Source organism: Rhodococcus sp. (in: high G+C Gram-positive bacteria) (assembly GCF_049286785.1).
GTDB lineage: Bacteria > Actinomycetota > Actinomycetes > Mycobacteriales > Mycobacteriaceae > Rhodococcus_F.
The window spans coordinates 12,800-24,842 of sequence record NZ_JBAQEO010000584.1; the positions used below are offsets into that span (position 1 = coordinate 12,800).

Annotated in this window: 15 protein-coding genes and 1 tRNA gene; 6 read left to right on the forward strand and 10 right to left on the reverse strand. The window is 67.1% G+C overall.

All coding sequences use genetic code 11. From position 1 onward, the window contains the following. The first annotated feature begins 100 nt into the window (after positions 1-100). The 3 genes from WAW17_RS21245 to WAW17_RS21255 all read left to right on the forward strand — a co-directional run bounded on the left by WAW17_RS21245 (position 101) and on the right by WAW17_RS21255 (position 1,042). A tRNA-Leu gene (locus tag WAW17_RS21245) sits at positions 101-185 on the forward strand. Positions 186-272: 87 nt separating this feature from the next. Continuing rightward, on the forward strand, positions 273-683 hold the full coding sequence (locus WAW17_RS21250) for a transcriptional regulator (RefSeq protein WP_422334889.1): 411 nt from the start codon (positions 273-275) through the stop codon (positions 681-683). Further along, positions 680-1,042, forward strand: a complete 363-nt coding sequence (locus WAW17_RS21255; protein WP_422334890.1) for a DUF3817 domain-containing protein — start codon at positions 680-682, stop codon at positions 1,040-1,042. Before WAW17_RS21250 ends, WAW17_RS21255 begins: the two co-directional genes overlap by 4 nt. A 16-nt stretch (positions 1,043-1,058) precedes the next feature. Here the strand turns inward: WAW17_RS21255 and rdgB are convergent, their stop codons facing one another. From rdgB to clpS, 10 genes are all read right to left on the reverse strand, one after another. Beyond that, the gene (gene rdgB / locus WAW17_RS21260; protein ID WP_422334891.1) at positions 1,059-1,676 is read right to left on the reverse strand and encodes an RdgB/HAM1 family non-canonical purine NTP pyrophosphatase; all 618 of its coding nucleotides are present in this window, start codon (positions 1,674-1,676) and stop codon (positions 1,059-1,061) included. A 4-nt stretch (positions 1,677-1,680) separates the two neighbouring features. Then, positions 1,681-2,466 carry a ribonuclease PH gene (gene rph / locus WAW17_RS21265; protein WP_422334892.1) on the reverse strand — a complete coding sequence of 262 codons (786 nt, stop codon included), beginning with the start codon at positions 2,464-2,466 and terminating at the stop codon, positions 1,681-1,683. A gap of 44 nt (positions 2,467-2,510) precedes the next feature. Beyond that, positions 2,511-3,269 (reverse strand): cyclic nucleotide-degrading phosphodiesterase, encoded by a 759-nt coding sequence (locus WAW17_RS21270; RefSeq protein ID WP_422334893.1) that lies wholly within the window; start codon positions 3,267-3,269, stop codon positions 2,511-2,513. A gap of 102 nt (positions 3,270-3,371) precedes the next feature. Further along, on the reverse strand, positions 3,372-3,998 hold the full coding sequence (locus tag WAW17_RS21275) for a rhomboid family intramembrane serine protease (protein ID WP_422334894.1): 627 nt from the start codon (positions 3,996-3,998) through the stop codon (positions 3,372-3,374). Between the two features lie 19 nt (positions 3,999-4,017). After that, positions 4,018-4,980: a PLP-dependent cysteine synthase family protein gene (locus WAW17_RS21280; RefSeq protein WP_422334895.1), complete on the reverse strand. Its 963-nt coding sequence runs from the start codon at positions 4,978-4,980 to the stop codon at positions 4,018-4,020. A gap of 8 nt (positions 4,981-4,988) precedes the next feature. Beyond that, positions 4,989-5,261, reverse strand: coding sequence for a MoaD family protein (locus WAW17_RS21285; protein ID WP_422334896.1), 273 nt, complete (start codon positions 5,259-5,261; stop codon positions 4,989-4,991). Between the two features lie 63 nt (positions 5,262-5,324). Next, positions 5,325-5,777, reverse strand: coding sequence for a Mov34/MPN/PAD-1 family protein (locus WAW17_RS21290; protein WP_422334897.1), 453 nt, complete (start codon positions 5,775-5,777; stop codon positions 5,325-5,327). Positions 5,778-5,846: 69 nt separating this feature from the next. Next, entirely contained in the window at positions 5,847-6,917 is a 1,071-nt protein-coding gene (locus WAW17_RS21295; RefSeq protein ID WP_422334898.1) for a P1 family peptidase, read from the reverse strand. Continuing rightward, positions 6,914-7,498, reverse strand: a complete 585-nt coding sequence (locus WAW17_RS21300) for a DUF2017 domain-containing protein (RefSeq protein WP_422334899.1) — start codon at positions 7,496-7,498, stop codon at positions 6,914-6,916. The genes WAW17_RS21295 and WAW17_RS21300 overlap by 4 nt, the downstream gene beginning before the upstream one ends. A 34-nt stretch (positions 7,499-7,532) precedes the next feature. Next, complete coding sequence (gene clpS / locus WAW17_RS21305; protein WP_422334900.1) at positions 7,533-7,868, reverse strand: ATP-dependent Clp protease adapter ClpS; 336 nt, start codon at positions 7,866-7,868, stop codon at positions 7,533-7,535. Between the two features lie 88 nt (positions 7,869-7,956). On the opposite strand from clpS, the gene WAW17_RS21310 reads away from it, so the two are divergent. The 3 genes from WAW17_RS21310 to WAW17_RS21320 are packed head-to-tail and all read left to right on the forward strand — an operon-like array spanning position 7,957 to position 12,029. Then, positions 7,957-9,327: a nicotinate phosphoribosyltransferase gene (locus WAW17_RS21310; RefSeq protein WP_422334901.1), complete on the forward strand. Its 1,371-nt coding sequence runs from the start codon at positions 7,957-7,959 to the stop codon at positions 9,325-9,327. Then, on the forward strand, positions 9,324-9,956 hold the full coding sequence (locus WAW17_RS21315) for an isochorismatase family protein (protein WP_422334902.1): 633 nt from the start codon (positions 9,324-9,326) through the stop codon (positions 9,954-9,956). Before WAW17_RS21310 ends, WAW17_RS21315 begins: the two co-directional genes overlap by 4 nt. Positions 9,957-9,965: 9 nt before the next feature. After that, positions 9,966-12,029, forward strand: coding sequence for an ATP-dependent DNA helicase (locus tag WAW17_RS21320; protein ID WP_422334903.1), 2,064 nt, complete (start codon positions 9,966-9,968; stop codon positions 12,027-12,029). Positions 12,030-12,043: the final 14 nt, after the last annotated feature.

Sequence of the window (12,043 nt, forward strand, 5' to 3'; positions counted from 1 at the left end):
GTCGGTGTCGCATTCGACGGCAGACGAACTCCTCCGGCCACTGCAGCGCGTTTCCCGCATTTGCGGACCGACCGCGCCCATGGCGTAGTCTGTTCACCGCGCGCGAGTGGCGTAATCAGGCAGCCGCGTCAGGCTTAGAACCTGATGTCCGAAAGGACGTGGGGGTTCGAATCCCCCCTCGCGCACGTTCCCGACGGTATGGGCGTGTGACCGCGCCCATACCGTCGGCCTCTCCTAGCAGCGCATTCGACGTTTCGGGTACCGTCGTCGACGTGTCCGGAAACCGTAAGCGAAGCCGACCTGCGCTCGTCCTGCTGGTGGTTGTCGGGGCCGTCGGTTGCCTTGCGCTCGGCTGGTGGCAGTGGCAGCGCTTCGAGGCGGTGGGCGGCACCGGCCAGAACCTGGGATACGCATTCCAGTGGCCCCTGTTCGCGGCGTTCCTGGTCTACGCGTACCGGCGTTTCGTACAGCTCGAGGATGCCGAGGCCGAGGACTCGACGGAAAGCGAGAAACCGGCCGCCGAGGTGCGGGAAATTCCGGCCGATCTCCTTCCTCCTCGCCCGACGGTCACAGCGGTGACACCCGTCGACGGTGCGGAAGATCTGGAAACCCTTCAAATTCAGCAGTACAACGAGTATCTCGCCGAGCTGGCAGCTCGCGAGTCCGATAGGAGCACCAGTTGAGCACGGGACAAGACGAGACGACTTCCCCATCGATCGATGCCGTGAAGCAGAAGAAGATCGCCTCCGCGCTCCTGCGCTACCGCGTCCTCGCGTATGCCACCGGTGTGTGGCTGCTCGTGCTCACCGCCGAAGTGATCGCCAAGTACATCTTCGACGTGGAGAATCTGCCCACGTGGATCGCGGTCGTGCACGGGTGGGTGTACTTCGTCTACCTGATTCTGACGCTCGACCTCGCGGTGAAGGTGCGGTGGCCTGCACTCCGGACCGTCGGAACCCTCCTGGCGGGCACCATCCCGTTCCTGTCCTTCTACGTCGAGCATCAGCGCACCAAGCAGGTCCGCCGCGACTTCGGAGTCTGACCGGCCACCCTCCTCGTCACATCGGGGCTAGTGCCGCCAGGGCCGGTACCAGCTGGACGAGGGCGCGTCCGCGATGCGAGGCCGCATCCTTCTCCTCCGGCGAGAGCTGCGCAGCCGAGCGGGTGTCGCCTTCGGGCACGAACACCGGGTCGTAACCGAAACCACCGTCGCCCGCGGGCTCATAGCCGATACGCCCCCGCCATTCGCCGCGCACCACCACTTCGTCGCCACCGGGAACGACCAGTGCGCATGCCGAGACGAAGGCCGCTCCCCGGCCATCGTCCGGCACATCACCGAGCTGTGCCAGCACCAGCGCCGTGTTGGCGGCGTCGTCGCCGTGTGTGCCCGACCATCGTGCGGACAAGACGCCGGGCATCCCGTTCAGCGCATCCACTTCGAGACCCGAATCATCTGCGACACAGACCAATCCGGTTGCACCTGCACCGTCACGGGCCTTGGTTAGCGCGTTCTCCTCGAACGTGGCACCGGTTTCGGGTGTCTCGGGGTACGTCGGCACGGAATCGAGGCCGACCAGTTCGATCCCGTGTACCCCGGCCGTCTCGAGTACTCGGTGCAGTTCCCGAAGCTTCTTCGCGTTGCGGCTGGCCACCAACACTCGCGTGGGTTCGGTCACCGAATCAGCTCCCGAACTTCTTCTTGGACTCCGGGGCTTTCCGCTCGGGCAGGACACCGGGGTACGGCGCTTCGAGGGCGGCCTTCTGGATCGCGAAGAGCTGTTCGCAGCCGGCCAGCGCCGAGTCGAGCATCTTGTCGAGGGTGCTTCGTGGGAACGTGGCCCCCTCACCGGTTCCCTGGATCTCGACGAGGGTGCCGGTGTCGGTGGCGACGACGTTCATGTCGACCTCGGCCCGTACATCTTCTTCGTACGGGAGGTCGAGACGGACCCTGCCGTCCACCACACCCACACTGACCGCGGCGATGCCGCAGGAGATCGGCTGAGGGTCGGCGAGGCGGCCCGCCGCACGCAGATAGGTGACCGCGTCGACGAGAGCGACGTAGGCGCCGGTGACGGCAGCGGTGCGGGTGCCACCGTCGGCTTGGAGAACATCGCAGTCGAGGGCGATGGTGTTCTCTCCGATGGCGGCGAGATCGATGCATGCGCGCAGGGAGCGGCCGATCAATCGGCTGATCTCCTGCGTCCGCCCGCCGATCTTGCCCTTGACGGATTCGCGCCCGCTGCGGGTGTGGGTCGCCGCAGGAAGCATTGCGTACTCGGCGGTGAGCCAGCCGAGACCGGACCCCTGCCGCCAGCGTGGGACGCCCGCCTCCACACTCGCAGTGCACATCACCCTCGTATTTCCGAACTCCACCAGTACCGATCCCGCGGGATGGGTGGTGAAACCACGGGTGATCTTGACCTCGCGGAGTTCGTCGTCCGCCCTACCGTCTTCTCGTGTGGTCACAGGCGAGAGCCTAGTCGCCCGGACATCGGAGTCGGGCACCTGGCTCAGACGGTGTACACCCCGCCCGCGGTCACGGCGTGAACCGGTCCGGAGAACTCGGCTTTGGCCTCCGCGATGACGTCTTCACGCGAGGTCCACGGCGGGATGTGCGTCAGGAGCAGTTCGCCCACCTCGGCCCTGGTGGCGATCCGACCGGCCTCGGTTCCCGACAGATGGATTCCCTCGGGCCGATCCGGGCTGTGTGTCCACGACGCCTCGGAGAGGAGCACGTTCGCGCCGCGCGCGAGCTCGATCACCTCTTCGCACATGCCGGTGTCACCGGTGTAGACGAGAGTGCGGCCGGGCCCGTTGGTGACTCGCAGACCGTAGGATTCCGGCGGATGATTCACCTTTCGCGCGGTGATGGTGAGATCACCGAAACTGACCGGCACGCCGTCGGACCAGTGCCGGAGGTCGATGGTGTCGGAGATGTCGTCGATATCGCCGCCGCACTCGGCCGACGCGACACCGATGCGCCGGGCAGTGTCGGAGGGGCCGTAGACGAGTGCCCGGCCGTCGGGCGGATTGGGATGGTAGCGGCGCCACACGAGCAGGCCGGGAACATCCAGGCAGTGGTCCGCGTGCAGGTGCGACAGGAACACGGCGACGTCACCGGGATCGGCATAGCGCTGGAGAGCGCCGAGCACGCCGGGACCGAAGTCGAGAACGAGCGGCGGTGTGTCCGGCGCGGTCACGAGATAGCCCGATGCAGGAGAGTCCGGTCCGGAGACGCTGCCTGAACATCCCAGGACAGTAATGCGCATACCCGTCATGCTGCCACGACGACCCGTTTTCCAAAAAGCCTCGGGGGGAATTGGCGCGTCGACCTCACAACTGATGACGAACTGTGACCTGCTCGCGCCGTCCTACGGTTTGGGAGCCACGGCTCGCCGGTCACGTTGCCTTCGGGCGTCCGCGGAAAGCACCCACGCCGCGACGACGCCGCCGATCGCGCCGAAAAGATGTCCCTGCCAGGACACGGTCGGCTGACTGGGCAAAATGCCCCACAGCAGGCCGCCGTAGAAGACGAACACCACCACGCCGAGAAGAATCTGACCGGCATTGCGCGTGAACAGACCACGAACGAGGAGGTATGCGAGCCAACCGAAGATCAGGATGGACGACCCGATGTGGTTGTCGTACTCGCCGCCCGTCAGCCAGGTGCCCAGTCCCCCGATGACCCAAACGATCCCGGTGGCGGCGAGCCCTCTGACGAGACCGGACAGAAGAACGAGAAACCCGAGCACTACCAGGGGGACGGTGTTTCCGGCGAGATGGTTCCAGTCATCGTGCAGGACCGGCGCGAAGAGAATCCCCCACAGTCCGTCCAGGGATCGCGGTTCGACACCGTTCTGTTCGAGCCTCTCGCCCGACGCCACGTCGAGGACCTCGATGACGTACAGCAGCAGGGTGAAGCCGCCGATCAGGACCGCCGACTGCAACCACAGCGGCCGTTTGCGCTGCGACCCCACCGGATCCATCGGAGAAGTCATGGTGTCCGCCCTCTTCTTCTCATGCCCACAGCTGGCCTTCCAACGCTTCTTCCGCGTCTTCGACCGTACCGTCATAGGCGCCGGTGGAGAGATACTTCCACCCACCGTCCGCGACGATGAACGCGATGTCCGCCGCTCGCCCGGCTTTCGTCGCCTTGCCTGCCACTCCCAGGGCGGCGTGCAGAATGGCTCCGGTCGAGATGCCGGCAAAGATGCCCTCGGTCTCGATCAGCTCACGGGTTCTGCGCACGGCGTCGGCGGGGCCGACGGAGAACCGGGAAGTGAGGATCGACTCGTCGTACAACTCGGGCACGAATCCCTCGTCGATGTTGCGGAGCCCGTACACCAGTTCCCCGTAGCGCGGTTCCGCGGCGACGATCTCGATGCCGTCGACGTGCTCGCGGAGGTACCGTCCGGTGCCCATCAGCGTTCCGGTGGTACCGAGTCCGGCAACGAAATGGGTGATCTCGGGCAGGTCCCGCAGGATCTCGGGACCGGTGGTCTCGTAATGCGCCAGAGCGTTCGCCGGGTTGCCGTACTGATACAACATGACCCAGTCCGGATTGGCGGCGGCGAGCTTCTTGGCTTCCGCCACAGCCTGATTGGAGCCGCCCCGAGCCGGCGAGTCGATGATCTGCGCACCGAATATCGTGAGGAGCTGACGCCTTTCCACGGAGGTGTTCTCCGGCATCACACAGATCAGCCGGTAGCCCTTCACCTTCGCCGCCATGGCGAGCGAGATTCCGGTATTGCCACTCGTCGGCTCCAGAATCGTGGCGCCCGGCGCCAGGACACCGTCTTTCTCGGCCTGTTCGATCATGCGCAGTGCTGGCCGATCCTTCACCGAACCGGTGGGATTGCGGTCTTCGAGCTTTGCCCACAACCGCACCGGATCGGGCCCGGTCCACCTCGGGGACAACCGTGGTAGTCCCACCAGGGGTGTGTTGCCGACCGTGTCCATCAGGGAGTCGAACCGCGCCACGACCGCGATCAGCCTCCAGCGACCGCGGGAAGAATCGTCACCGAATCACCGTCCGCGACCTCGGTGTCGAGCCCGCCCGAGAACCGGACGTCCTCGTCGTTGACGTACACGTTGACGAATCGGTGTAGCCGCCCCTCGTTGATCAGGCGTTCCTTGATGCCGCCGTAGCGGCCGTCCAGATCGTCGATGACGTCGGAGAGAGTGGGGCCTGTTGCCTCCACACGCTTTTCACCGGAGGTATGGGTTCGGAGGATGGTGGGGATAGAAACTGTCACGGCCATGGTCGGCTCCTCGAAGTGGTGGAATGTCTCCTGGACGGATACCGTCACGAAGGGACGGCCGGCTCACTTGTCGGGGATGTCGGCCACCGAGGTATGGGCGAACTTGTAGCTCTGGACCACATCGACGCGCTCCTCGGTCACCGCTCCGTCCACGATGCGGTAACTGCGCAGCTCGGCACTGTCCGGGTTGCGAGTGGAGATCAGAACGTAGTGGGCATCGGGTTCGGACGCGAACGAGATGTCGGTGCGGCTGGGATACGCCTCGGTAGCGGTGTGGGAGTGGTAGATCACCACCGGAACCTCGTCGGCGTCGTCCATGGCACGCCACACTCGCAGTTGTTCCCCCGAGTCGAATCGGTAGAAGGTGGGTGAGCGCTCCGCGTTGATCATCGGGACATGACGCTCCGGACGATCCGAGCCGTCGGGGCCCGCGATGACCCCGCAGGCCTCGTCAGGGTGATCGACGCGGGCGTGCGCGATCATCGCCTCGACGAGGTCCGATCGAATCACCAGCACGTCATCCTCCTCCGTGAGCGCCCATCATAGGTGCGGACGGCCGGCCCGGCCACCGCGCCCGATCGTCGGTCAAGACCGGAACGCTGTGGGGAACAATTCACGGTACGTAGGAATTCCCGCGACCGGTGTGGCCGACAGAATCGCGTCGACGACGGCCTTCTCCACGACCTCTGCCGCTGCGGTGCACACGGCGTCGAGAACCTTCAGGTCGGGCGGAAACGCAGCCGGCAAGTCCGCGCACACGTGCGGAGCGTGCGTGCCGGTCGACAACGCGAAGATCGTGTCGCCGTCGAGCGGCGAATGCGCGGGGCGGATCGCACGGGCGAGACCGTCGTGACCGGCCACGGCCACGCGGCGGCACGCCGCCTTCCCGAGCACCGCATCGGTCGCCACGACACCGATGGTCGTGTTGAGCACAGTGCTCTTGGTTACGAGTTCGTTGGCTGTGGCGAGCTCGGCAGCGTCCGGGATGCGCAGTCCGAATGCGGCGGCGCCGGCTGTGGTGACACCCCACGGCAGACCGGTTCGCGGATCGAATACCGTTCCGACCGGGTTCGCCACCATCAGCGCCGACACCGTGATTCCCTTCCCGGGGCCCTCGATGATGACGACACTCGCGGTCCCGACGCCGCCCTTGAGTGCTCCAGCGCGGGCTCCGGTTCCCGCTCCCACCGATCCCGAGAGCACGGTGGCGCCCGCGGATTCCGCTGCCCGATAACCGAACTCGGCAGTGGGACGGTGGTACCAGTCGCCCACCGGAAGATCGAAGATCACGGCACCGGGAACGATGGGCACCACGTGGCGGGGCCCGTCCATCACGATGCCGTGCTCACGCTCCTCGAGCCACCGCATGACGCCGTCCGCGGCGGCGAGTCCGTAGGCACTTCCCCCGGTCAGCAGCACCGCATGGACATGCTGCACGCTGTGGCTCGGGTCGAGGAGGTCGGTTTCCCGGGTTCCCGGGCCTCCCCCGCGCACGTCGACCGCGGCCGTGACGCCGTGGGGTGCGAGAACCACCGTGCATCCGGTGGCAGCGCCTGCGCCGAGTGTGGCGTCCACATCGAGTTCGTGATAGTGGCCGACGGACAGACCCACCACGTCGACAAGTGAATCGGTGCGGCCCGGCGTCGTGCCCGTCACGGAGCGAGTACCTGAACGAGCGAGTCCTGCATCCAGGTGAGCCAGTGGTAGATGTCCAGGTGCGGTGCCCGGGGATCGGCCGGATCCAGCTCGTCCGGAGTGTCCGCGTCGATACCGAGGTTGGTTCCGAGTGCCAACCGCACGTCGTTGAGCGCGGCGAGCCAGGCGTCGGCCTGCTCGGGCGTGAGCAGTACCTTGCCCCCCTGCTCGGGCACGGTGTCGAGGACGACCGAGCCGGCTGCAAGCTTCGCGTCGATGATCTCCGGTTCGTGGAGTCCGCGGAGCGCGCCGTTGAGGTCCGCCTTGTCCTCGGCGCGGGCGTCGTCGCCCGGTGCATCGGCGCCGGGCCGGTGGAAGTTCGGGAGCAGCCGGGCCAGGACGGCTTCGTCCGGTGGCGCCGTGTTTCCGGTCCGGATACCGGTGAGTGCTGCCAGTTCGTCTTCGGGAGAGGACGCCGCGCGCTGTTCGAGGAGCCCGAGTACGGACGCCACCAGCGATCGCAGGACCGTGGCCTCGTGCGCGTCCATTTCCGAACGCACCTTCACACCGCCGAGCGAGTTCTTCCTACTCCACATCCGCACGTCGTTTACCGAGGTCCTTATCGTCTGAACGGAACTAGCTGTCTCGCTGCATCGTGGCCCACAGGCCGGCCGCATGCAGCCTACGTACGTCGTTCTCGACCTTGTCGCGCGAACCGCTCGACACCACGGCCTTACCTTCCGAATGCACCTGCATCATCAGCTCCGTCGCCTTCGTCCTGCTGTAGCCGAAGAGTTTCTGAAAGATGTAGGTGACGTAGTGCATGAGGTTCACGGGATCGTCCCACACCACCGTGACCCAGGGACGATCGTTCGACTGGTCCGTCTCGACTACCTCCGCCTCGACAGGCGTGGCCTGCGGCGATGCCGGCACGGCATCCACGAGAAGAACAGTCGTCGAGCAGTAGGCCATGACACAAGGGTACGACGCCTCTGCGGACCGCGACACCGCAGCCGGTGAGCCCCTCGATCGAACGCTGCACCGCATAGGGTCGTGAAGTGTGACCACAGATTCCGTATCCGCCGCACAGCCGGGCGCCGGTTCCTCTGCATTGTTCACCGACATGTACGAGCTGACGATGCTGTCGGCTGCTCTGGCGGACGGCTCCGCGAATCGTCGCTGCAGTTTCGAGGTGTTCGCCCGGCGACTGCCCGACGGTCGCCGGTACGGCGTCGTCGGGGGCACCGGACGGCTGATCGCGGCGCTGGCGAACTTCCGCTTCGGCGACGCGGAAATCGATGTCGTGTCCCGTTTCCTCGACGCCGCGACCGTGAAGTGGTTGCGGGACTATCGCTTCACCGGAGACATCGACGGTTATCGCGAGGGCGACTTCTACTTTCCCGGCTCCCCCATTCTGTCCGTGCGCGGAACATTCGCGGAGTGCGTCCTGCTCGAAACGCTGGTTCTGTCAGTCCTCAATCACGACAGTGCCATCGCGTCCGCGGCGGCACGCATGGTGAGTGCCGCGGACGGCCGGCCCATGATCGAGATGGGCTCGCGGCGGACCCACGAGGAATCCGCGGTAGCGGCCTCGCGTGCGGCGTACCTGGCAGGCTTCGCCGCCACCTCCAACCTCGAGGCGGTGCGCCGGCACGGCATACCGGGTGCGGGCACCAGCGCCCACGCGTTCACGCTGCTCCACACGACACCGGACGGGCCCGACGAGGCAGCAGCGTTTCGCGGGCAGATCGACGCACTCGGTGTGGGGACGACTCTCCTCGTGGACACCTACGACATCACGGCCGGGGTGAACACGGCGGTCGCCGTAGCCGGAACAGAACTCGGTGGCGTCCGGATCGACTCGGGTGACCTCGGGATCCTGGCCCGGCAGGTCCGCAGCCAGCTCGACGACCTCGGTGCCACCGGAACCAAGATCGTCGTGTCCGGTGACCTCGACGAATACTCCATCGCGTCGTTGCGCGCCGAACCCGTCGACGTCTACGGCGTCGGAACCTCCCTCGTCACAGGTTCCGGCGCCCCCACCGCGGGAATGGTGTACAAGCTCGTTGAGGTGGACGGACTTCCGGTGGAGAAACGCAGCAGCCACAAGGCGTCGCGGGGCGGCACCAAGCGGGCGGTGCGTTTCGCCCGTGACACCGGCACCCTCGTGGAGGAGGTCGTGTACCCGGCGCACGCAGAGACACCCGATCCGGGCGAACTCGCCGCACATGCGCTTCTCGTGCCGCTGATTCGGGGCGGCGAACCTGCTGCCGACGCGGATACTCTGGAGGCAAGCAGAGCCCTGCTGGCCGCCGGTCTGGGCAGTCTGCCCTGGGACGGGCTGAAGCTGTCGCGGGGCGAGCCTGCGGTTCCTGTCCGCTTCGCCGACACCGCCACGGGTGGGTTCGCTGCGTCAGGGAGGACACGATGAGCGAGGAAGTCGTCACACGCATCAGGCGAGCACTACTGGTCGTCGACGTACAGAACGACTTCTGCGAGGGCGGATCGCTCGCCGTCGCGGGCGGATCCGCCGTTGCCGCCGCGATCGGCCGCTTCCTCGCCGAGAGCGAATACGACGCGATCGTCGCCACCAGGGATCACCACATCGATCCGGGCTCGCACTTCTCGACGAACCCGGACTTCGTGGACACCTGGCCGGTGCACTGCAGATCCGGCACGGCGGGCGCGGAATTTCATCCGGCCCTGGACCTGAGCGCTGTCGAGTCCGTCTTCTCGAAAGGTGAGTTCGCAGCGGCCTATTCGGGCTTCGAGGGAAAGAACTCCGACGGCCTGGAGTTGGAGAAGTGGCTGCGCCGCGCCGGTATCGGGGAGGTGCATATAGCCGGCCTGACGACCGACCCTTGCGTGCGGGCCACCGCACTCGACGCCGTGGCGTCCGGGTTCCGAACGCGGGTTCTCCTCCCCCTCACCGCCGGGGTGTCCCCTGCCACCGCCGCGGTCGCACTCGACGCCATGCGAGCGGCCGGGGTGTGCCTCGAGGGTCGCGATCCGAATGCGCCGCCGGACCGCGTGACGATTTCTGACGTAGGCCCCGAGTAACCTGCTCGCGTGCCCGAAAACCTGCCGAACGTCCCCGAACTGCTGCGCACGGCGGTGCGGTCTCTGGGCGGTGCCGAGCGCTCCAACCAGCTGACGATGGCCTCCGCAGTCGCGCACTCGATCGACACCGGGGAGCACCTGGCGGTGCAGGCCGGGACCGGCACGGGCAAGTCGCTCGCGTATCTCGTCCCCAGTGTGCGGCACGCCGTGCAGACCGGAAAAACGGTCATCGTCTCCACTGCCACCATCGCCCTGCAGCGTCAGCTGATCGACCGGGACATGCCGCGGCTGGCCGACGCGCTCGAGGGCTCCCTCGGCAGGCGTCCGCACTTCGCGATCCTCAAGGGCCGGGGCAACTATCTCTGCATGAACAAGATCCACACCGGGGCGTCCGAGGAGCCGCCGACGGACGAATTGTTCGATCCCTTCGCGGTCTCCCGCCTCGGGCGTGAGGTGCAGCGGCTCACCGAATGGTCGTCGGACACCGAGACCGGGGACCGCGACGACCTCGTGCCCGGGGTCAGCGACAAGGCCTGGCGTCAGGTCAGCGTCACCGCCCGCGAGTGCCTCGGGAAGTCGCGCTGCCCGGTGGGCGAGGACTGCTTCGCGGAACGTGCCCGCACGGAAGCCTCCCGAGCAGATGTGGTGGTCACCAACCATGCACTGCTGGCCATCGACGCGATCACCGGCATCGCGATCCTGCCCGAACACGACGTGGTCGTCATCGACGAGGCGCACGAGCTGGTCGACCGGGTCACGAACGTTGCCACCGCGGAACTCGCGGCGTCCACGATCAGTGCCGCGGCCCGTCGATGCGTCAAGCTCGTCGAGGAACAGGACGCGGATCGTCTCGAGGCCGCGGGTGAGGGCTGGGCCGCACTCCTCGAGGAGTTACGCCCCGAACGGTGGGAGGCCCTGCCGCCGGGTGCCGCCCCCGCCCTCGCTGCTGTGCGCGACGCCGCATGGGCGCTGCGAACGGCCATCGGACCGTCCCGTCCCGGGATGGCGCTGAGCGATCCCGAAGCTGCCGCGGCACGCAATACGGCGCTCGCCGCGGTCGAGGAAGTACACGACAGCGCCGTGCGGGTATTGAGCGCCTTCGACGAGCCCGATCCCGCCAAACGCCGGGACGTCGTGTGGCTGGCGGCCGACGAGAGCCGCGGTTCGGTGCGCCGTGTGGTCCGGATGGCACCGTTGTCCGTGGGCGGTCTGCTGCGCTCGCGCCTGTTCGCCGAGTCCACCGTGGTCCTCACCTCCGCCACCCTCACGGTCGGCGGCTCGTTCGAGGGTCTTGCGGTCAACTGGGGCCTTCCGGCCGAGTCGTCGGTGGTGATCGACCCGGCCATGGCCACCGGGGCCGAGGCGCCGTCGGACGCGAGCACGCTCAGGTGGAACGCCGTCGACGTCGGATCCCCGTTCGATCATGCCCGGGCCGGCATCATCTACATCGCCAAGCATCTTCCCCCGCCGGGACGCGACGGCCTCGTGCCGTCGTACCTCGACGAGATCGCCGAGTTGATCGAAGCTGCGGGCGGCCGCGCTCTCGGTTTGTTCTCGTCGATGCGGGCAGCGAAGGCTGCCGCCGAGGCCATGCGGGAGCGGCTCGACACCCCCATTCTCTGTCAGGGCGACGACTCCACCGGCGCACTTGTGCGTGCCTTCGCGCAAGACGAGCCCACGTCTCTCTTCGGCACGCTGTCGCTGTGGCAGGGTGTCGACGTTCCCGGCCCCTCGCTGAGTCTCGTCATCCTCGACCGGATCCCGTTTCCGCGGCCGGACGATCCTCTGCTCGTCGCGAGGCAGAAGGCCGTCGAGTCCCGCGGGGGCAACGGATTCCTTTCCGTCGCAGCGAATCATGCCGCTCTGCTGCTTGCGCAGGGCGTGGGCCGGCTGCTGCGCAGTGTCGACGACAAGGGGGTGGTGGCGGTCCTCGACCCGCGACTGGCGACCGCTCGGTACGCCGGCTATCTCCGCGCATCGCTGCCCCCGTTCTGGGAGACCACCGATCCGGAAGTCGTGCGCAAAGCGCTCGGCAGAATCCGCGACTCCCGCTCCCCCGCCGGCTCCGACTGACTCGGCGGGCGTGC